Consider the following 20,122-nt stretch of genomic DNA (forward strand, 5'->3'; position numbering starts at 1 on the left):
GAGTCATTCAGGGCTTCAGCGCGGGCGGGTTCAGGGCTTGCTGGCGGTGATGTAGTAGGTGCCGCCCCACTCGCTGTCGTCGTTGGTGTAGCCGACACCCATCGCGCGGTCGGAGCCCGGCAGGTGCGCGACGCCGAGGACCTGGCCGTCCTTGCCCGCGATCGCGGCGGGCTGCTCGTGGCTGGTCCACGCCTTGCCGTCGAAGCTGGCGTACTGGCTGATGTTGCTGCCCACGCTCGGCCAACCGCCCGCGACCATGTTGCTGCCGTCCGAGCTCACCGACAGGTCGTTGATCTCGGCGAGGCCGCGCTCGGTCCACTCCGTCCACGTCTTGCCGTCGTAGCGGTAGCCGGTGGTCAGCGTGCCGTCGGTGTAGAGCGAGCGGCCGGAGACGTAGACGGTGCCGCCCATCGCGACGACCTGGTCGGCGTTCCAGCCGTTGGGGAACGCCTCGGTGACGGGCAGTTCGCTGAGCGCCCACGCCTTGCCGTCCCAGTGCGCCGCGTAGGGCGTGTCCTTCTCCGGCGTGAGGAACGCGCCGGAGATCCAGACGTCGTCGGCGCTCTTGCCCGTCACGCTGAACACGGCGCTGGGCTTGGCGGTCAGCTGCGCGGGCAGCTCCAGCCGCTGCACCTTGCCGCCGGCGTAGCGGTCCAGGAACGGCGTCTGCTCCGACGGCACACCGGTCTCGGGATCGCTCTTGTGCTCGTAGCCCGCCGCGAGCGCGTGGTCGCCGACCCGCTCCAGATCGGTGACGAGCGCGCTCTTGTCAGCGCCGGGCTGCGGCGCCGCGACCGAGGTCCACTTCTGCCCGTCCCAGTGCGCGAGCACGTACGGCTCGCTGGCCGCGGCGGCCTTGCCCGCCTGGAACCGGCGCTGCTCGTCGCGGTACGGCAGCGGGGAGTGCGGCCGAGGCGAGCGCGTGGCCCTGCGCGCCTCTGGTGCCGCGACGGGTACTCCGGTCGCCCACGCGTCGGTCGCGCTGACGGCGGCGACCTGGTTCAGCGACACGTCCTTGCCCGCGAGGTCACCGGCGGCGGAATCGGTCCACTTCGTGCCGTCCCACCGCCTGATGTGCGCGGTCGTCTTGCCGCTGTTGTGGTCGGTGTGGTCGCCGACCGCCCAGCCGCTGTTCGCGGCGTCGAAGTCGATTCCGGTGAGGAACTTCCCGGACTCCTTGGACTGGTTGTCCAGTGCGACCCACGGGTCTCCGGGTGTCGCGAAGACCGCTGCGGCGAGTGCGACGACGGACAGCAGTTTCGAGATGCGCGGCAGGGGCACGGCGCGGTCCTTTCACTCCGGGAACCGAGATCCGCGACGCTAAACGCCCGCCATACTCGCTTTATACAATCTGATCGGAGCCGGACGGCATTAGGCTTGCGCCGTGGGGACATGGGCTCATCCGCCGCGGTACCGGTTGCTGGGAACGCTCGAAGTTCGCGCGGAGGACGGCTGGCGGGTGTTGCGCTCCGGGCGGCAGCGCACCGTGCTGGCGCTGTTGATCGTGCACGCGAACCGCTTCGTCTCGTCGAGCAGGCTCATCGACGAGCTGTGGGCCCAGCGCCCGCCGAACTCCGCGGCCAATGCGTTGCAGGTCTTCGTGCACCAACTGCGTCAGTTCCTCGGGGACGGGGCACTGACGACCAAGCCCGGCGGCTACGTGCTCAGCGTCGCCGACGGGGACGCCGACACGATGCGCTTCGAGTCACTGGTGCTCGCCGCGCGCGCCGCTGTTGACCGTGGCGAGCACCGCAAGGCGCTGGCGCTGGTGGACGACGCCGTCGCGCTGTGGCGGTCGCAGCCCTTCGCCGACGTGCCGGAGGGCGAGGAGTTGGCGGCCGAGCACGTCCGGCTCGACGAGCTGAGCTGGTCGGCCCGGCAGCACCGGGCGGACGCGTGGCTCGGCCTCGGGAAGTTCGCCGAAGCGGTCGGCGAACTGCGCGCGCTGACCGCGGAACAGCCGCTCAACGAAGGCCATTGGGTGCGGTTGATGGCCGCGCTGTACGGGGCCGGGCGGCAGGCCGACGCACTGGAGGCCTACCGCGCGGCGCGCGAGACCCTGGTGTCCGCACTGGGCGTTGAGCAGGGGGAGGCGCTGCGCGAGCGGCACGCCCAGATCCTCGCCGCCGTCCCGATCGGCGAGATCGTCGGCGTTCAGTCCACTTCGGACGGTCCGGCGGAGCTGCCTGCCGGGACGGCCGTGCTGACCGGTCGCGAGCGCGAGCTGGAGCGGCTCGCGGAGGTCTTCTCCGGTCCCGCGCCGCTCGCCGTCGTCTCCGGCCAGGCCGGGATCGGCAAGACCGCGCTCGCCGTCCACTTCGGACACTCCATTGTGGACAGATTCCCGGACGGGCAGCTCTTCGTCGACCTGCGCGGCTTCGGGGAACGCGCGCCGATGGCACCGGCGGAGGCGATGGGCCGGTTCCTGCGCGCGCTCGGCGCGGAGCCGGAGTCGGTGCCCGCCGACCCCGACGAGGCGTCGGCGGCGTTGCGCAGCAGGCTCAAGGGCAGGCGTGTGCTGCTGGTGCTGGACAACGCGGGCGACGCCGAGCAGGTCCGGCCGATGCTGCCCGGCGAGCCCGGTTGCGGCGTGCTCGTGACCAGTCGCAGCAGCCTCGGCGGACTGGTGGCGCTCAACGAGGCGCGCCCGATCGCGGCCGGCGTGCTCGACGTCGAGCAGTCGGTGCTGCTCGTCCGCCGCATCGTGGGCTCCGCGACGATCGACGCCGATCCCGTTGCGGCACAAGAACTCGCCGAGCAGTGCGCGGGGCTTCCGTTGGCGCTGCGAGTGGTCAGCGCGCACCTGCTGCTGCACCCGGATCTCGGCGTGGCGGGCATGGTGGCCAGGCTGCGCGCCGGTCGGCTCTCCGAGCTGGCCATCCCCGGGGACCCGCGAGCCGCCGTGCGATCGGCTTTCGCGCTGTCCTACTACGCCCTGCCTGAAGCGGCGCGGGTGTTGTTCCGCCGCCTCAGCGTGATCCCCGGGCCGACGTTCGGCGTCGACGCCGCCGCGTGCCTCGTCGAGTCCGATGTGGACGGTTCGCTCGCCGTGCTCGTGGAGGCCCACCTCGTCGAGGAACCCCGGCCCGGGCGGTACCGGATGCACGACCTGCTCCGCGAGTTCGCCGCCGAGCTGGCCGCGCAGGTCGACGACACCGGAGCGCTCCGCGAAACGCTGTCGCTGTGGTGCCTGCACGCGGTGTGCGCTGCGGTGTCGGCGGCCATGCCCGGCCAGCTGGCGGCCATCGAGCTGCCTCCCTTGACGGCAGCCGTCAAGGGGACGGAGTTCGCCGACGCACTGAGTGCCAACACCTGGCTCGGCACGGAGGAGGAGAACGCGATCGCGGTCGCCCTCGCCGCCGGGGCCGGCGAACTGACGTGGAAGATCGCGCTCGCGCTGGTGCCGCACCTCGACCGCGCCAAGCACTTCCGCGCCCGGCTCGACGTCGCCGAGGCCGGGCTCGCCGCCGCGCGCGAGCTCGGGGACGCGGGCGCGGAGAGCCGCATGCTCAGCAACCTCGGCCTGGCCCACTACGGCGCCAGCCGCTATGACGAAGCCACGCGCTACCAACGGGAAGCGCTCGCGGTCGCCGAGGCAGCCGACGACGAGCGCGGTCAGCTCGCCGCGCTCGGCAACCTCGCGATGGCGCTGGAGGAGACCGGGACGCTGGAGGAGGCCGAGGGGTGCTACCGGCGCTCGCTCGCCATCGCCGAGCGGCGCGACGAGCCCGGCATCACCGCGCTGGTGCTGCACAACCTGGGCATCCTGCTGAAGCTGGCCAAGCGCTACGAGGAGTCGATCGAGGTGCTGGAGCGCGCGATCGACACCTGGCGGGAGCTGGGCAACGAGTGGGCCGAGGCCATGGCGCTGAGCATCGTCGGCGACTCCCTCGACGGCCTGGAACGGCACGAGGAGGCCATGCGCGCCTTCGCCCGCGCCGAGCCCACGATCAGGGAGGCCGGTGATCCGCGCGGGGCGGCGCGCTGCGTGCGCGGTGTCGGGACCGCGCTGCGCCGGCTCGGCAGGCACGAGGAGTCCCTTGAGCACCTGCTGCGCGCGCTCGCCGAGTTCGAGGAGTGCGGCGAGGAGTACGGCATCGCGTCCACGGACGTCGAGATCGGCCGCACGCTCGCCGAGCTGGGCAGACGTGAGGACGCGGTCGCGCGGTGGCGTTCGGCGCTGGCGTGGCTCGAGGAGCGCGGGATGCCCGAGACCGAGTCCGTCCGGGAGCTGCTCGGCTCGTGAGATTTCCTTGCTATCACCGGCTTCTAGCTTGGCGGCATGGGGGACAACCGGACAGTCGATGAGTTCGTCACCGCGTTGGGTGGCACCGTGCTCAGGGCGCGTGAGCTGCCCGGCGAGGGCAGCTTCGACGTCGTGCTGCTGGCGCACGGCGTCTGCGGCGCGGCCAGCACGCAGAACCGCATCGAGATCCTGCGCTTGGCGCGGGCCCGGCTCGCCGACGGCGGGCGCGTGGTGCTGGAGACCTTCGACCACGCCGAACACCACGTCGCCGTGCTCGACGTGATCGCCCGCATGGCCGGGCTGCGCCTGCTCGACCGCTGGGCGGCTCCCGGCCCAAGCCTGGTGTCCGTCTACGGCCTCGCCGCACACGGAGCACGACGGCGCCGTCGCTTCTGGGGGTTCTCCGGCAAGTACCCGCAGGTGCAGCCGCTGGAGCTGCGCTGACGGATCGATGCCCAGCTCCTCGGCGAGCGCCGCCCGCAGCCGCCCGTACACCGCGAGCGCCTCCGCCTGCTCACCATTGGCGTGCAGCGCCGCGATGAGCCGCCCGTGCAGCCGTTCGCGGAACGGGTGCGCCCGCGCCAGCTCACGCAGCTCCGGCAGCAGGGCTTCGTCGCAGTTCTCCACCGCCGCCAGCCGCATTTCTTCCAGCTGCGCCGCTTCCGCCTCGATCCGCCGCCCAGCCGCGCCCGCCAACGCCGGTCCCGTCCACAGCTCCAGCGCACGCCGCACCGCGCGCTCTCCGGCGAGGCGACGGAACCCGTCGAGGTCCAATTCCCCTTGCCGCACAACGATCCGGTACCCCGCCGACTCGGTGACGAGCCGATCCGCACCGCCCGGCTCAGCTTTCGCGAGTGCCCGCCGCAGCCGCCACGCGTAGGTCCGGACCGTCGCCACCGCCGTCGGCGGCACGTCCTCATCCCACAGCGCTTCGATCAGCGACTCCACCCTGACCAGCCGGTTCGCCCGCAGCAGCAGCGCCGCCAGCACCGTCGCCTGCTTCGGCCCACCCAACCCCGGCCGCCCCGCCGACCCCTCGACCCCGATCGCACCCAGAACGCGAAAACGCATGGTCAGAGCCTCGGAGAGCGACCTTAACCGCCACTTAACCGGCTGCCGAACGCCTGAGCGGTGGCGCGCACTTCCGGGGGAACACGTCAGCAAGTGCCGGTCGCTCCAGGCCGAATGCGGTGAGTTGGCGCCCACCGCGCGGCAGGATGGGCTGGACGAGCCGCAGGAGGACGGGATGACGAGCGAGAACCACGTGACGGTGCCGAAGACCGGCCCGGCGGTCTGGGCCGCGCTCAGTGGTGAGGCGCGCACGGCTTTCGAGGACGAGTTCCGCGAAGCACTGGTGAAGACGGCCGAGGACTACGACGTCGACCGCCTCGCCGCGGTCGTCAAGGCGTGGTGGCCCGCCGCGTGGGGCGTCAGCAACCCGGACCCCGAGGTGGATGCCGCGATCGAGCGCTACCGCGCGGGAGACGAGTCCGGCCTGAGCCCGGCGCCGATCTACGAGGAAGACGGGCCGTCATGACCTACGAGGTGATCATTGCGGACGTCGCGAGAGCGACGGTCGACAGCGCACCTGCTGCTGCGAAGGCCGCGTTCGAGCGAAAACGGCGACAGCTGTTGAGCGATCCGCATGGTGCGGGCCGGTACATGCCGAAGGAAGACCTGTACTACGGGGATATGGGCGACCACGGGGTTGTCTGCTATTCGGTCCACGACTCCGTGGTGCGGGTGGTGGTTTGGCGCGCGCAGTTCTACTGAGTTCTTTAGCTTGAGCCGCAAGGGAAAGGGCTCGCGGTCGACCCCTGGGGGTAGGTCGGACCGCGAGCCCTCTCCTCCGAGACCGGGTGCTCACGCCCCCGGCAGGACCTGGATCTTGCGGCCCTCACCGCGCTTGAACGCGTCGAGGGCGGAGACGTAGTCGCCCAGCGGCAACCGGTGGCTGATGAAGATCTCCGGGTCGAGCGCGCCGGCGGCGAAGAGGTCGGCGGCGCGTTCGAAGGAGTGCAGCACGGCCATCGAGCCGGTGATGGTGATCTCCTGGTTGTAGATCTTGTACGGCTCGATGGTGGCGCGCGCGGAGTAGTCGGAGACGCCGAACTGCAGGAAGGTCCCGCCCTTGGCGACGCGGCCGAGCCCGTCCTGGATGGCCTTCTCGTTGCCGGTCGCGTCGATCACCACGTCCCAGCCCTCCGGCCGGTCGAGCTCGTCGGCGCTGGCCGCGGCGGCGGTGCAGCCGAGGCGCCGCGCGGTCTCCAGGCGCTCGGGGTTGACGTCGATCATCTCGATGCTGGCCGCGCCGGTGAGCTTGCCGAGCTCCAGCATCATCAGCCCCATGGTGCCGGAGCCGTAGATCACCACGCGGCTGGCCAGCTGCGAGCGGAGGATGTCGTAGCCGCGCACCGCGCAGGACAGCGGCTCGATCAGCGCGGCGTCCTCGGTGCGCACGTGGTCGGGCAGTTTGACGCAGTTGGCGACCGGGGCGACGGCGTACTCGGCGGCGCCGCCCGCGGTGGTGACGCCGATCGCGGCCCACCGCTCGCACAGGTTGTTGCGGCCGACGCGGCAGTAGCGGCACTCGTGGCAGTACAGCGACGGGTCCACCGCGACGCGGTCGCCGATCGCCAGCTCGGTGACCGCGCTGCCGATCTCCACGATCTCACCGGCGAACTCGTGGCCGGGCACCACGGGCAGCGTCGGAGCGAACTCTCCTTGCAGGATGTGGAGATCGGTGCCGCACAGCCCGCAGGCCGAGACCTTCACGACGACCTGGCGCGCACCCGGGGTGGGGTCGGGCACCTCGGTGACCTCGACCTCGCCGGGGGCGGTGATGACGGCGGCTCTCACTACTTCACAGCTCCTAGCGAAAGGCCCTGGACGAGCTTGTCCTGGGCGGCGAATCCAGCGATCAGCACGGGCAGCGACACGATCGTCGCCGCCGCGCACATCTTGGCCAGGAACAGGCCCTGGCTCGTGACGAAGCCGGTGAGGAACACCGGCGCGGTCCCGGCGACGACACCGGTCAGCACGCGGGCGAAGAGCAGCTCGTTCCAGCTGAAGATGAAGCAGATCAGCGCGGTCGCGGCGATGCCGGGGATGGCAACCGGCGCCACGACCCGGCGCAGCGTGGTGATCAGCCCGGCGCCGTCGAGCGCGGCGGCCTCCAGCATCTCCTTGGGGATCTCCGCGAGGAAGGAGCGCATCAGCCACACCGCGATCGGCAGGTTCATCGACGTGTAGAGCACCACCAGGAACGAGATGTTGTCCAGCAGACCGCTGTACTGCGCGATCAGGTAGATCGGCAGCAGACCGGCCACCATCGGCAGCATCTTGGTGGTGAGGAAGAAGAACAGCACGTCGGAGGTCTTCTGCACGGGCCGGATCGACAGCGCGTAGGCGGCGGGGACGGCCAGCAGCAGCACCAGGATAGTGGAGCCCACGCTCGCGCTGACGGAGTTGATCAGCGGCGGCCACGGGCTCTGGCCGGTGCTGGCGCCGAAGAACTCCTCGTAGCCCTGCAACGACAGGCCCGCGAACAGCGACGGCGGATTGGTGGCGGCGTCGGACTCGGTGTGCAGCGAGGTGAGCACCATCCACAGCACCGGCAGCACGAACAGGATGCCGGAAAGCCAAGCCAAGGCGCCCCAAGGCTTCCAGGACCGCTTGAGCGTCGTGTTCATCACTTGGCCTCGTCTCGGAGCAGGGAGGACACCGCGCGCAGGGCGAAGCTGGCGATCAGGATCGAGCCGATCACCACGACGACACCCGCGGCGGACGCCTGGCCGTAGTCGTGTGCCTGGTAGAAGGTCTGGTAGATCGTGTAGGGCAGGTTCGCGGTGCCGAGACCGCCCGAGGTGATGGTGAAGACGGCGTCGAAGTTCTGCACGATGTAGATCGAGCCGAGCAGCCCGCCCAGCTCCAGGTACTGGCGCAGGTGCGGCAGCGTCAGGTAGCGGAAGACCTGGAAGCCGCTGGCGCCGTCGATGAAGGCGGCCTCGACCGCGTCCTGCGGGCGGCTTTGCAGTCCCGCCAACAGGATCAGCATCATGAACGGCGTCCACTGCCAGACCAGCGCGGCGATCACCGCGGTCAGCGGCATCGTGCTGATCCAGTCCGGCTGCGCGGCGGACTCACCGAAGATCCACTTGAGCACGCCGTTGAACAGCCCGTACTCCGGGTTGTAGAGCGCGTGCTTCCACAGCAGCGCCGCGGCGACCGGGACGACCAGGAACGGCGCGATCATCATGGTGCGCACCAGGCCCCGGCCGCGGAACTTGCGGTCCAGCAGCAGCGCGATGCCCAGGCCGAGCACCAGGCTGATCAGCACGACGCTCGCGGTCAGCAGCACCGTGGTCAGCACCGACGACCGCAGGTTCGGGTCGGTGATCACCGCGATGTAGTTGTCCAGCCAGGCGAAACCGCGGTTCTCCGGTGCCAGCGAGTTCCACTGGGTGAACGAGATGATCAGCGTCGCCACGAACGGCAGCTGGGTCACGGCGATGGTGAAGATCAGCGCGGGCAGCAGCGGCGCGCGCCGGGCCCAGCGCGCGGCGGAACTGAGTCCCTTGGGCGGCTTGGGTGGCGCTTTCCTCGGGGGCGTCTGCACGGAGGAGACGGTGGTGGCCATGTGAACTCCTACCCCTTCCGGTATTTCGCCGCGACCTTGTCGGCCAGCCGCTGTGCCGCGCGCAGGGCGTCCTCGACGGAGCCGCGCCCGGCGATGGCGGCGCTGACCTCCTGGGAGACCTGCGTGCCGAGGTTGGTGAACTCGGGGATGCCGACGAACTGGATCCCGTTGGCGGGCCTGGGTTGCAGTCCGGGGTCGCGCGGGTTGGCCGAGGAGATCGCGATCTTGGTCTGCTCGGCGAAGGACCCGGTCTCCTTCAGGTACTCCGGCCGCTCGTAGGTGGAGGCGCGCTTGCCGTCCGGGATGCTGGACCAGCCCTTGGCCTCGCCCACCACGCGCTCGTAGTCCTTGCCGGAGGCCCAGGACAGGAATTTCCACGCGGCCTGGTGCTTCTTGCTGGCCTTCTGCACGGCGAAGGCCCAGGTGTAGAGCCAGCCCGAGCTCTTGGTCTTCACCACCGGCGCCTGGGCGAAGCCGAGCTTGCCCTTCACCGGGGAGTCGGCCGCCTCCAGCAGGCCCGCCGCCGAGGTGGCGTCGTACCACATGGCGACCTTGCCCTGGGTCATGTTGTTCAGGCACTCGGCGAACCCGGCCTGCGGGGCACCGGCCTCACCGTGCTCGCGCACGAGGTCCACGTAGAACTTGGTGGCCTCGACGAACTCCGGCGAGTCGACCTTGGCCTGCCAGTCCTTGGTGAACCAGGTGCCGCCGAAGGTGTTCACCACGGTGGTCAGCGGCGCCATCAGCTGGCCCCAGCCGGGCTGGCCGCGCAGGCAGATCCCCTTCATGCCCGGCTCGGCGCCGTCGGCCTTCGCCGCGGCCTCGGCGACCTGCTGCCAGGTCGGGCGCTCGGGCATCGTGATGCCCTTGGCGGCGAAGATGTCCTTGCGGTACATGAGGAAGGAGGACTCGCCGTAGAACGGCTGGGCGTAGACCTTGCCGTCGGCGGCGGTCAGCGACTGCCGGATCGGCTCCAGCACGTCCTGCTGGTCGAAGCCGGGGTCGGCGGCGATGTGGGCGTCCAGCGGCTCCAGCCAGTTGTTCTTGGCGTAGATCGGGACCTCGTAGTTGCTCAGCGTCGCCACGTCGTACTGGCCCGCCTGGCTGGTGAAGTCCTGGCTGATCTTGTCCCGGACGTCGTTCTCCGGCAGCACGGTGTAGTTCACCTTCACGCCGGTGCGCTTGGTGAAGTGCTCCGCGGTCAGCTTCTGGATGTCCAGCATCTGCGGGTTGTTGACCATGAGCACGTTGATCGACTCGGGGTCGTCCGGGTCGCCGATGCCCCCGGCCCCCGCGCAGGCCGTCGTGCTCACCGCCAGTGCGAGTCCGACGGCGGCCAGCCGCGTGAATGACGTCATTGTCTTTCCTTCCGGGCAGGGCGGAGCGAGGGCCGTCCGCGCGCGGCGGCCCCTGGTGTGCGTGCGGGTGCTAGGTCCTGATCACCTTCGGCCCGAGCGCGGCGTAGCGGTGCGCCTCGGCCGGGGTGAGCGTGGTGTCGGTGATGATCGCCTCGAAGTCGGAGACGGCGGCGAAGCGGCTGAAGCTGGCGACGCCGAACTTGGTGTGCACGCCGACGAAGATCCGCCGCCGCGACACCTGGGCCGCCTGCGCCTTCACCGCGCTGACCACCGGGTCCGGCGTGGTCAGCCCGTGTTCCCGGGAGATGCCGTTGGCGCCGAGGTAGGCCAGGTCGATGACCATGTCGGCGAGCATCCGCAGCGCCCAGTGGTCGACCGTGGCCAGGGTGCGCCCCCTGACCCGGCCGCCGAGCAGCAGCACCGTCGTGGACGGCGAGGTGGACAGCGCCGCCGCGGTCGGCAGCGACGCGGTGATCACGGTCAGCGGCCGGGATGTCGGCAGCGCCTCCGCGATCAGCTGGGGGGTGAAGCCCTCGTCGATGAAGACGGTCTCCGCGTCGTCGAGCCGCTCGGCCGCGGCGCGGGCGATCCTGCGCTTCTCCGGGACCATCGAGGCGGAGCGGAACTCCAGCCCCGTCTCGAAGCCCGCGCTCTCCACCGGGAACGCGCCGCCGTGGGTACGGCGGACCAGGCCGTGCTCGCCGAGCGCGCGCAGGTCCCTGCGCACGGTCTCGGGGGCCACGGCCAGCTCGGCGGCGATCTCCATGACGTCGACCTTGCCGTCGGCGCGGGCCTTGGCCAGGATGCGGCGTTTGCGCTCCTCGGCTTGCATCTGCACGATCCCTCCGCCCCGTGACCGTTCGGACTTCGGCACTGCCCGTTCGGGCTGGGGATAGGTCTAACACCGTGCGCGGTGTGTGGCCAGTGCCACACCCGCTTCGGTGACGCCCGAATTCTGCCCGGTTCGTGAGAGCGCTACCAGGGCTGATCAGGCATCTGAGGCCGCAGGTCGCGGCCGTGCTGCCCGGGCGACGGCGGTGCTCGGCCCGTTCCGCCCGATTCATGGTCGTTTTCGCCCCATCCAGGCAAGCTCCGGCGCCACGATCGGGCTTTCCCGGTCACCCTCAGTCCGGGCGCGCCACCCGTTTGGCGGCACCGCACAGCGTCGTGAGGTGGGAAATAACCGGTCGTCGCATCCGAGCGACCGGGCGGCGTGCTCACCCGCCCGGGTTACGCCGATCTCGCTATGGTTTGCCGACCCCGCAAGAGAGGTGTCCGTGATGCAGCCACCGCCGCCGCAGCAACCGGCGACGACGCACCCGGCCGAGAGCCAGCCCCGGCCGTTGCACGTGCTCGTCGCCGGTGGTGGTGTCGGCGGGTTGTGCCTGGCCCAGGGCCTGGCCAAGGCCGGGATCGGCGTCACCGTCTTCGAGCGCCACGCGACCGTGCGCGACGGCGACCAGGGCTACCGGATGGTCGTCAACGCCGACGGCGAGCGCGCGCTGCGCGACTGCCTGCCCGGCGCGCTGGTCGAGCTGTGCGAGCGGTCCTCGATCGCCCCGGCCACGCTGATGACCTTCCTGACCACCGACCTGGAGCCCAAGTTCGCCAAGCCGTTGCCGAGGGCCGACTCCGGCTACGTGCTGAACCGGCTGACGCTGCGCGAGATCCTGCTCGCCGGGCTCGGCGACCGGGTCCAGTTCGGCCGGACGCTCACCGGCTTCGACCAGGTCAGCGGCGGTCGCGTGCGCGCGCAGTTCGCCGACGGCCTCACCATGATCGGCGACCTGCTCGTCGGCGCGGACGGCACCGATTCGGTCGTGCGCTCCCAGGTGGTGCCCGACGCCGAGTTCGACGTCGTCGGCTACTCGCTGCGCGGCCGGACCGTGCTGCGCCCCGACTCCGCCTCGTGGCTGCCCGACATCCTGGTCGACACCGTCTCCCGGGTGCTCGGCCCGGACGGCGCCTCCATGTCCGTCGCCACCTGCCGGGTGCGCCGCGTCCCCGGCCTGACCGCCGTCCCGGACTACCTGTCGTGGTCGATCTCGTTGCACGGCAACCCCGGCGGGCTGTCCCCGCACTGGGCCGCGCGCGACCTCGTCGCCGACTGGCACCCCGCGCTCCAGCGGATCATCGCCGAGGGCGATCCCGCCGAGACCGTCGGCATGCCCATGCGCATGGCCCGCCCCGTTGAGCGGTGGAGCGCCACCAACGTGACCCTGCTCGGCGACGCCGTGCACACCGTCCCGCCCGGTCGCGGCGAGGGCGCCAACGTCGCGCTCCGCGACGCCGCCGTCCTGCGCCACCGCCTCATCGACGTGGCCCGCCGCCGCGTCCCCCTCGCCCGCGCCAAGGCGGAGTACGAGAACGAGATGCTCGGCTACGCCTTCGCCGCCGCCTCCACCACGCGCACCACCAAGCCCTACGCCCCGCGCGCCAACCCCTGAGCTTTCGTGCCCAATGCGGCATTTGTTTCGTCAGACGTAACGAATGCCACATCGGGTACGCACCTTCCAGGCGCACGTGGTGCCGGAGTGAAGCGAATTCCGCCCAGCCCATGATCCGGCTCGCTTTCCTCCACGCGCCTGAGCAATGCTTGAAGTGGGGGGTTCCCCGGCCGTGCGAAAGCCACCCTCGCCCACCCGGGAACGCCTGGCGTGACCGGCGTGCCGCTAGTCGAGTGCACGCTCTTCTGCGATCGAAACGGTGCGACCTCGTCGCGAGATTTCGGTCCAGGCTGCCGTCACGAAACGCTACTGCGGTTCGTTTTTCGGCTTGCTCCGAAATCGAGATCGCCGTTCTTGGCGTTCACTGAATGGTGTGACGAGTCCTCTGAGCTGCTGAAACGAGAGGTGGCGGCGAGAGCGCCAACGCGTTGACCTGCTTCTTCCAGATTTTCCGGGTTGGTTGGGTAAAAAGTCGGTCTTCTTGGACGCGGTGCTGAAGTGCGTTCGTGTGGCTTCATTGTGGCGTCGGATCACGGGGCTATCACGGCCCCGGCGTCACAGTGAGAGGGAAGTTATGCGCATCTTGAAGGTCTCCCTGGTCGTTGGCGGCCTCATCGCCTCGGCGGTCATCGCTGGCGGCACGGCGGTCGCCGCTCCCTCGAACGCGGTCGCGGCCAAGGCCGAGTGCTCCGTCAAGGTCGACAAGGGCCACGCGGCCCCGGTCGTCGACGACCACGGTTACCCCGTCGGTCACGTCCACCCCAAGCTCGCCAAGGGCACGACGGTGAAGTCCGCGTGCTCGACGAGGACGACGCCGAGCGGCCCGGGCAGGTACTGCGGTGGCTCGACCGACAAGCTGATCAAGCTCATGGCCGGTCAGTACTCGGGTCTGTACGTGCCGAGCAACTGCGTCACCCTGCGCCGCTGAGCTTCGGCGACATCGGGCGGGGCACCGGTCGCGAACCGGTGCCCCGTTCTTGCCGGGTTCTCGAAACGCTGTTACGGTTCATTCAAAACAGCGTTATGGAGGAGCCGCGATGACCCTCGCACCAGTGGACAACCCCTACCTGACCGGGAACCAGGGGCCCGTCGACGTCGAGACGACGGCGTACGACCTGAAGATCACCGGAGCGCTGCCGCACGAGCTGGACGGCCGCTACCTGCGCATCGGGCCCAACGCGATCGGCGACATGGACCCCGTGCACTACCACCCCTTCATGGCATCGGGCATGGTGCACGGGTTGCGCCTGCGGGACGGCCAAGCGCAGTGGTACCGCAACCGCTGGGTCCGCGTGCCGAGCGTGACCGGGCAGCTGGGCGAGGCCCCGGTGCTCGGCGCGACGACGGCGGCGCACGACACCGCGAACACCCACGTGATCCGGCACGCGGGCAAGCTGATGGCGGTCTCGGAGGCCGGAGCGCTGCCGGTGGTGCTCGACGAGCAGCTGGCGACGGTGTCCTACAACGACTTCGAGGGCAAGCTGCCGCACGGGTACGCCGCGCACAGCAAGCGCGACCCGAGCACGGGGGAGCTGTTCGCGGTCACGTACTCGGCGGCGGAGAACGGTGGGCAGCTCGTCGTCGTCGGCGCGGACGGCGCGGTGACCGGCGTCGAGCGCATCGAGATCGACGACAAGCCGATGATCCACGACACGGCGCTCACCGCGAACCACGTGGTGATCTACGACCTGCCGGTGACCTTCAACCAGGACGCCGCGAAGCTCGGGTTCTACCCCTACGTCTGGCAGGACGGCCGCCGCTCGCGGATCGGCCTGATGCCGCGCTACGGCACCAACGCCGACATCCGCTGGTTCGAGATCGAGCCGTGCTTCGTCTACCACACGGCCAACGCCTACGAGGACGGCGATCGCGTTGTCCTGGAAGCGTTCCGGCACGAGCGCGTGTTCGATTCCGCGTGGTGGAAGCCGCTGGAGGTGGCGCCGGTGCTGTGGCGCTGGACCTTCGACCTCAAGGCCGGAACCGTCCACAGTGGACAGGTCGACGACCTCGCCGGTGAGTTCCCGAGGATCGACGAGCGCATGATCGGCGCCAACCACCGCTACAGCTACGGGGTCGCGCTGCACCACGGCGAAGTCGGCAACCTCGCCGGGCGCGGGATCGCCAAGCACGACCGCGTCGCCGGGACCACGCAGGTGCAGGACTTCGGCGCGTCGCGCTTCGCGGGCGAAGCCGTGTTCATCCCACGCGCCAAGGACTCCGCCGAGGACGACGGCTGGCTGATGAGCCTGGTGCACGACGCAGAGCGCGACCGCACCGACCTGGTCGTGCTCGACGCGGGCACGCTCAGCGCGGAGCCGGTCGCCGTCGTGCACCTTCCGGTTCGGGTGCCAGCGGGCTTCCACGGCGAGTGGTTCCCGACTCAGGACTGAAGCGCTCCAAGGCGTTGAGCAGCCGGTCCCGCTGCGAGACCTGGGTGGTGATCCGCTGCTCCAGCACGTCGAGGCGCCGCCGAACCACGTCCAGCGCGGCGGGGGCAGGCGGCGCCGCCAGCAGGTCGCCGTCCAGGCAGCCGACGAAGAACTCCACGTCCTCCAGGGTGAGCCCGAAGTCCACCAGCAACCGGATGTTGCGCACTCGGTCCACAGTGGACTCCCGGTAGTCCCGGTAGCCGTTGGCGAGCCTGCGCGAGCTGATCAGCCCGGCCTCCTCGTAGTGCCGCAGCGCGCGGGGCGTGACCCCGGTCGCCTCGGCCAGCTCGCCGATCCGCATCGCCCCTCCAGCACGCTCACGCCACAACGGCACCGCCGTCCACCGGCAGCACGACACCGGTCACGAAGCTCGCGCTCGGCGAGGCGAGCCCGGCGATCGCCCACGCTACTTCTTCGGCGGTGCCGACGCGCTTGAGCGGGGTGTGCTCCATCTGCCAGTCCCGCGTCGCCGCGCGCTGCTCGGGGGAGAGGCCCTGGTGCTCGGCGATCGGCGTGTCGATCGCGCCGGGCGCCACGGCGACCACGCGGACGCCCTGCGGCGCCAGCTCCACCGCCCAGCTCCGCGTGAACGTGTCGACCGCTGCTTTCGTTGCCGCGTAGACGGAACTCGTCGGCCAGCCGCGCAGCGCGACGGCGGTGGACACGTTGACCACGACGCCGTTGTCGCGACGCAGGTGCGGCACGGCGGCCTGGGTCAGCAGCACCGGGGCGACGAAGTTCGTGGCCAGCTGCGCGGCGATCGCCTCCGGGGTGATCGCGCCCATCAGCTCGGCGCGGACGATCCCCGCGTTGTTCACCAGCACGTCGAGCCCGCCGAAGCGCTCAACAGCCTCGGCGACGATCCGCTCCGGCGCGCCCGGCGAGGTGATGTCGGTGGCGATGGCGTGGATCGCGCTGCTGTGCGCGGCGACCTCGGCGAGCGGTTCGGACCGTCTGCCGACGATCACGACGTTCGCGCCGTGCTCGGCGAAGTGCAGCGCGCTCGCCCGGCCGATGCCCGTTCCCGCCCCGGTGATCAGGACTGTTCTGCTCATGCCGGCGATCGTCCAACCCTGCCGCCAACGACAAGGTCAAGCGCGGTCGAGCCGGAAGGTCGCGAGATCGAGCCCCGGCGCCGGGCTGAAGGTGCCCGTGCGCACGAAACCCTTGCGCTCGTAGAGGGTGATCGCGGGCGCGTTGGCCGCACCGGTGGAGACGATGACCGGCCCGTCCTCGCGCAGCACCTCGTCGACGAGCGCGCTCGCCAGGCCCTTGCGGAACCAGTCCGGGTCGACGCACAGCCGGTCGATGTCGACCTCGCCCTCGGAAGTGCGCTGCCAGGCCAGGAACGCGACCGGTTCACCGCTCGGGGTGACCGCGCCCAGCCAGCGCAGCGGTTCGGCGCGCATCTCCGAGAGCGTCTCGTGCAGCGCGGGAATCCCGTCGAACCCGATCAGCTCCGCCTCGACGCGGTAGGCGCGCAGTCCGATCCGGTGCACGGCATCAGCCGTGCGGTCATCCGCCAGGTCCAGCGCGCGCATTGTCCAGCTCACCGGAAAGTTCTACCAGCACAGAGCATAAAATTGCCAAGAATTCACGTTTGGGAGAGCATTCGAGTCACCACTTCACGCGGGAGGTTCCATGCGCACCAGGCAGGTCTTGAGCGTCCTCGTCGCCACCCTCGCGGTCGGTGCGGCGACGACCCCGGTCGCGGCTGCGGCCACACCGGTCAAGGTCCTCCAGCTGAACCTCTGCCACAGCGGCGCCGCGGGCTGCTTCACCGGGGACAGGGTGATGGCCAAGGCGAAGGAGGTGATCGCCTCGGTCAAGCCGCAGGTGTTGTCCCTCAACGAGAGCTGTTCCGGCGACGTCGCCCCGCTGGCCGCCGCGATGGGCACGGTGAAGTCGCTGTTCGTCGCCGCTCGCCGCGACGGCAACCCGGTGAAGTGCAAGAACGGCCAGGACTACGGCAACGCGATCCTGGTGGCGAGCGCGCTCGCGGGCTCAGCGGCTGGGCAGAGCGGTGTCTTCACGAAGCAGGACAGCCGCTCGGAGAAGCGCAGTTGGGGATGTCTGCCCGCCGGGCGGATCAGCGCGTGCACCACGCACCTGTCGGCGTGGGACGGCCAGGTCGCGCTCGCGCAGTGCAAGGAGCTGATGGGCCGCGTCGAGGGCTACGCGCGCACCGCGCCCGCGCTGTTCTCCGGTGACATGAACCTGCGCTACAAGGGAAACCCGGACGTCCAGGACTGCAACCGCACCGGCTTCTACCGCAAGGGCGACGGCGATCTCCAGCACGTGTTCGCCTCGACGAAGTTCACCTTCGTCAAGAGCTCCACGGTGGGGATGGGTGGCACGACCGACCACCCAGCCCTCGTCGTCGAACTCAGCTTCTAGGGGCGGGTCCTTATCTTCGCATTTTCGTCATGTCATTCACCGCAGACTGAACTCGTGGCGGCATGTGATCACGCTCCCTAAGCTGCGCGACACAATCAAGCTTTGGTCGCGCGTGCGAGGAGTTTTCGAATGTTGTTGAGGGTTGCTGTGGTCGGACTTGTCGCCGCGGGCAGCGTGCTCGTCGGCTCTCCGGCCTCAGCCAGTAATCCGTTCGCGTGTTCTTGGCCGTCGGAGGGGCGCGGTGGCGCCTCCGCGAAGTGTGATTACGGAAAGTACGTTCTCAATATCAAGTGCTCCGTTTTGGGTCCACTCACCGGCCCGGACAAGAAATTCAGCAGCCTGCTCGGCAGTAACGGTGCGACCGTCAGAGTTCTCTGTCCGACTGGCTACTACTACCAGCCGGGAACCCGTCGCTGGAACATGGACTGGTGGTCCTAGGCGTAGTGCCCGCTCGTCGGGGAACCTCGGCGCGGATCGTTCTCCGTGAGGCGAGAAGCCGCACGGAGAACGATCTTCGACGCTGAGTCAGAAGCGCTGGCTGTTACCGGGCGCCGTCCTCTGGTGAACTCGGTGACCTACAGGGCCTAGTGCGCCCACCTCGCCGAGCCGCCGGTCTGCACGGCCGCGTGGCTCGCCGAGCCGGTGAAGGTGGCCCGGTAGCCGTCGCTGGACTGGATGGCGACGAGCGTCCGCTCGTCGGTGATCTCGGCGGAGCAGGTCGCGATGCCCGACGCGGTGGTGACGGCCTCGCAGAGCGCGCCGTTGTCCCACGTGCTGGTGAAGGTGACCGTCGCGCCCGCCACCCGCCTGGTGGTGCCCTTCTCGGAGAGCGTCGAGGTCAGCGTGACCGTTGCCATCCACAGCGGCTGCGAGCTGTCCCGGCTCAGGAAGCCCTTGGTGGACAAGGAGGTCGGGGTCGCAGCAGCGGCTGCGGGGGCGAGCACGGCGGTGGCGGCGAGGGTGAGACCGGTCAGGACGGCGGCGGCGGAACGCACGGGGACTCCTCGGAGAAATGCGACAATTCGGACAACTGTCAGCAAAGCGGCCCCCGCCGCGCACCGCACGTCAAGATCAGGAACGTCGATCCGCTCAGGACTCGCGGAAGGCCGAGGTGTTCGCGCTCAGCCAGCTCGCGAAGTCCTTCAGCCTCGGGTTCAGCGCGCGCACCTCGGTCAGGTCGCGGGCGCCGGTGAACTCCGCGTCGAAGTCGCCGTAGTACTGGAACATGTTGGCGATCTCCACCGCGCCCGGGAAGTCGAAGGTGCGGAAGGTGTCGTAGGGGATCGACTGGAACCGCACCGGCTCGCCGAGTGCCTCCGCGAACCGCTCCGCGTACTGCGCACCGGTCAGGTGCTCGCCCGCGATGCTCACCGTGCGGCCGACGAACTCCTTGCCGCGCTTGAGGATCTCCCAGGCGGTGCGGCCGATGTCCTCGGAGTCCACGCCGGCCAGCAGCTTGCCGTCCTCCAGCGGCAGGGCCAGCGTGATCACGCCGTCCTCGCCGCGCTTGGGCGGGAAGTACTCCGTGAAGCCCTGGAAGTAGTAGGTGGTGTTGAGGAAGGTCGTCGGGATGCCCGCCTCGGTGAACAGCGCGTTCGCCTCGCCCTTCACGTCGAAGTGCGGCACGTTGTAGTGCTCCTGGAGCACCGGCATCCGCGCGTCGCTCACCGGGAGCAGCTCGCGCGTGTCCTCCAGTGTCGACCAGACCACGTGCTGGAGGTTGGCCGTCTTCGCCGCGCGGACCAGGACCTCGACCTCCGCGCGCTCCCTGTCGGCCGAGCCGTGCGCCCAGAAGTTCGTCACCAGGTAGGCGCCGTACGCGCCCTCGAACGCGCCGCGCACGCTGGCCTCGTCGTTGAAGTCCGCCCGCACGACCTCGGCGCCCAGCGCGGCGAGTTCCTTGGCGGAGGCCGATTCCGGGTCCCTGGTCAGCGCGCGCACGGTGAAACCGGACTCCGGCTCGGCCAGGATCGCCCGCGCGATACCGCCGCCCTGCGCCCCCGTGGCCCCGGTGACCGCGATGATCTTCTGCTCGCCCATGACCCCGCTCCTTCGGATTGATGTATCAACCTGAACGTAGCTCGGGTCGGGGTGATACGTCAACCTGAGGGGTACGCTGGGGCTCGTGAGCGGACCGGAGTGGTTGACCGAGGAGCAGCAACGCGCGTGGCGTGCCTTCAAGGCGATGGAGACGATGCTCAACTCCCGCCTCGGCGCCAGCCTGCAACGCGAGTCCGGTCTGTCCCCGGCCGACTACCGCATCCTCGTGGAGCTCTCCGAGTCGCCGCACGGGCGGATGCGCGCCTACGAGCTGGGGGAGGCGACGCAGTGGGAGAAGAGCCGCATCTCCCACCAGCTCAGCAGGATGGCGCAGCGCGGCCTCGTCGAGCGGCAGCAGTGCTCCAAGGACACCCGCTACTCCGACGTCGTGCTCACCGAGGCCGGTCGCGCCGCCATCGAGACCGCCGCCCCGCTGCACGTCGCCAACGTCCGCGAAGCCTTCGTCGACGCCCTCACGCCCCACCAGCTCCAGGCATTCGGCGAAGCTTGCGAAGCCGTCCTGGCCCGCATCAAGACCCTCCCCACCTGACCCACCCCGCCTGACC

The 20,122-nt window shown here is 70.1% G+C and carries 20 protein-coding genes and 1 pseudogene; 9 read left to right on the forward strand and 12 right to left on the reverse strand.

From position 1 onward, the window contains the following. Positions 1 to 30 precede the first annotated feature (30 nt). Positions 31 to 1,281, reverse strand: a complete 1,251-nt coding sequence (locus CCN37_RS02210) for a hypothetical protein (RefSeq protein ID WP_086818916.1) — start codon at positions 1,279 to 1,281, stop codon at positions 31 to 33. Between the two features lie 103 nt (positions 1,282 to 1,384). Between CCN37_RS02210 and CCN37_RS02215 the strand changes: the two genes are divergently transcribed. Beyond that, positions 1,385 to 4,246 (forward strand): BTAD domain-containing putative transcriptional regulator, encoded by a 2,862-nt coding sequence (locus tag CCN37_RS02215; RefSeq protein WP_086818917.1) that lies wholly within the window; start codon positions 1,385 to 1,387, stop codon positions 4,244 to 4,246. Positions 4,247 to 4,282: 36 nt separating this feature from the next. Beyond that, a complete protein-coding gene (locus CCN37_RS02220) occupies positions 4,283 to 4,690 on the forward strand; it encodes a hypothetical protein (protein WP_086818918.1) in 408 nt (135 codons plus the stop codon). Between the two features lie 24 nt (positions 4,691 to 4,714). Here CCN37_RS02220 and CCN37_RS42240 read toward each other — a convergent pair. Then, positions 4,715 to 5,317, reverse strand: a pseudogene (locus CCN37_RS42240) (BTAD domain-containing putative transcriptional regulator); the annotation flags it as partial. Between the two features lie 175 nt (positions 5,318 to 5,492). Between CCN37_RS42240 and CCN37_RS02230 the strand changes: the two are divergent. Beyond that, the gene (locus CCN37_RS02230) at positions 5,493 to 5,783 is read left to right on the forward strand and encodes a DUF6247 family protein (protein WP_143261382.1); all 291 of its coding nucleotides are present in this window, start codon (positions 5,493 to 5,495) and stop codon (positions 5,781 to 5,783) included. Then, entirely contained in the window at positions 5,780 to 6,019 is a 240-nt protein-coding gene (locus CCN37_RS02235) for a hypothetical protein (protein ID WP_086818920.1), read from the forward strand. The genes CCN37_RS02230 and CCN37_RS02235 overlap by 4 nt, the downstream gene beginning before the upstream one ends. Before the next feature lie 90 nt (positions 6,020 to 6,109). Here the strand turns inward: CCN37_RS02235 and CCN37_RS02240 are convergent, their stop codons facing one another. The 5 genes from CCN37_RS02240 to CCN37_RS02260 form a co-directional block, all read right to left on the reverse strand. After that, positions 6,110 to 7,105 (reverse strand): zinc-dependent alcohol dehydrogenase family protein, encoded by a 996-nt coding sequence (locus tag CCN37_RS02240; protein WP_086818921.1) that lies wholly within the window; start codon positions 7,103 to 7,105, stop codon positions 6,110 to 6,112. Next, entirely contained in the window at positions 7,105 to 7,938 is an 834-nt protein-coding gene (locus CCN37_RS02245) for a carbohydrate ABC transporter permease (RefSeq protein ID WP_086818922.1), read from the reverse strand. The genes CCN37_RS02240 and CCN37_RS02245 overlap by 1 nt, the downstream gene beginning before the upstream one ends. Then, positions 7,938 to 8,885: a carbohydrate ABC transporter permease gene (locus tag CCN37_RS02250; RefSeq protein ID WP_086818923.1), complete on the reverse strand. Its 948-nt coding sequence runs from the start codon at positions 8,883 to 8,885 to the stop codon at positions 7,938 to 7,940. The genes CCN37_RS02245 and CCN37_RS02250 overlap by 1 nt, the downstream gene beginning before the upstream one ends. 8 nt (positions 8,886 to 8,893) lie before the next feature. Further along, complete coding sequence (locus CCN37_RS02255) at positions 8,894 to 10,243, reverse strand: sugar ABC transporter substrate-binding protein (RefSeq protein ID WP_086818924.1); 1,350 nt, start codon at positions 10,241 to 10,243, stop codon at positions 8,894 to 8,896. A gap of 70 nt (positions 10,244 to 10,313) precedes the next feature. Further along, positions 10,314 to 11,075: a DeoR/GlpR family DNA-binding transcription regulator gene (locus CCN37_RS02260; protein ID WP_210407838.1), complete on the reverse strand. Its 762-nt coding sequence runs from the start codon at positions 11,073 to 11,075 to the stop codon at positions 10,314 to 10,316. A 448-nt stretch (positions 11,076 to 11,523) separates the two neighbouring features. On the opposite strand from CCN37_RS02260, the gene CCN37_RS02265 reads away from it, so the two are divergent. From CCN37_RS02265 to CCN37_RS02275, 3 genes are all read left to right on the forward strand, one after another. Further along, positions 11,524 to 12,690 carry an NAD(P)/FAD-dependent oxidoreductase gene (locus CCN37_RS02265; protein WP_086818925.1) on the forward strand — a complete coding sequence of 389 codons (1,167 nt, stop codon included), beginning with the start codon at positions 11,524 to 11,526 and terminating at the stop codon, positions 12,688 to 12,690. A 574-nt stretch (positions 12,691 to 13,264) separates the two neighbouring features. Continuing rightward, positions 13,265 to 13,618, forward strand: coding sequence for a hypothetical protein (locus tag CCN37_RS02270; RefSeq protein WP_086818926.1), 354 nt, complete (start codon positions 13,265 to 13,267; stop codon positions 13,616 to 13,618). Between the two features lie 109 nt (positions 13,619 to 13,727). After that, a complete protein-coding gene (locus CCN37_RS02275; protein ID WP_086818927.1) occupies positions 13,728 to 15,080 on the forward strand; it encodes a carotenoid oxygenase family protein in 1,353 nt (450 codons plus the stop codon). On the opposite strand, the gene CCN37_RS02280 is transcribed toward CCN37_RS02275, so the two are convergent. From CCN37_RS02280 to CCN37_RS02290, 3 genes are read right to left on the reverse strand one after another with little or no spacing between them, the layout of a single operon-like run. Further along, positions 14,995 to 15,420, reverse strand: coding sequence for a MerR family transcriptional regulator (locus tag CCN37_RS02280; protein ID WP_086818928.1), 426 nt, complete (start codon positions 15,418 to 15,420; stop codon positions 14,995 to 14,997). The genes CCN37_RS02275 and CCN37_RS02280 overlap by 86 nt on opposite strands. A 16-nt stretch (positions 15,421 to 15,436) precedes the next feature. Continuing rightward, a complete protein-coding gene (locus tag CCN37_RS02285) occupies positions 15,437 to 16,174 on the reverse strand; it encodes an SDR family NAD(P)-dependent oxidoreductase (protein ID WP_086818929.1) in 738 nt (245 codons plus the stop codon). Between the two features lie 36 nt (positions 16,175 to 16,210). Then, positions 16,211 to 16,672, reverse strand: a complete 462-nt coding sequence (locus tag CCN37_RS02290; RefSeq protein ID WP_210407834.1) for a GNAT family N-acetyltransferase — start codon at positions 16,670 to 16,672, stop codon at positions 16,211 to 16,213. An 88-nt stretch (positions 16,673 to 16,760) separates the two neighbouring features. Between CCN37_RS02290 and CCN37_RS02295 the strand changes: the two genes are divergently transcribed. Further along, positions 16,761 to 17,516 (forward strand): hypothetical protein, encoded by a 756-nt coding sequence (locus CCN37_RS02295; protein ID WP_086818931.1) that lies wholly within the window; start codon positions 16,761 to 16,763, stop codon positions 17,514 to 17,516. A gap of 584 nt (positions 17,517 to 18,100) precedes the next feature. On the opposite strand, the gene CCN37_RS02300 is transcribed toward CCN37_RS02295, so the two are convergent. Together CCN37_RS02300 and CCN37_RS02305 are read right to left on the reverse strand one after the other, a co-directional pair. Next, complete coding sequence (locus CCN37_RS02300; protein ID WP_086818932.1) at positions 18,101 to 18,511, reverse strand: hypothetical protein; 411 nt, start codon at positions 18,509 to 18,511, stop codon at positions 18,101 to 18,103. Positions 18,512 to 18,605: 94 nt separating this feature from the next. Further along, on the reverse strand, positions 18,606 to 19,556 hold the full coding sequence (locus CCN37_RS02305; RefSeq protein WP_086818933.1) for an NmrA/HSCARG family protein: 951 nt from the start codon (positions 19,554 to 19,556) through the stop codon (positions 18,606 to 18,608). 85 nt (positions 19,557 to 19,641) lie between these two features. Between CCN37_RS02305 and CCN37_RS02310 the strand changes: the two genes are divergently transcribed. Next, positions 19,642 to 20,106 carry a MarR family winged helix-turn-helix transcriptional regulator gene (locus CCN37_RS02310; protein ID WP_246842768.1) on the forward strand — a complete coding sequence of 155 codons (465 nt, stop codon included), beginning with the start codon at positions 19,642 to 19,644 and terminating at the stop codon, positions 20,104 to 20,106. The last annotated feature ends 16 nt before the right edge of the window (positions 20,107 to 20,122 follow it).

This window comes from Allokutzneria sp. NRRL B-24872 (assembly GCF_002155965.1).
Classification (GTDB): domain Bacteria; phylum Actinomycetota; class Actinomycetes; order Mycobacteriales; family Pseudonocardiaceae; genus Allokutzneria.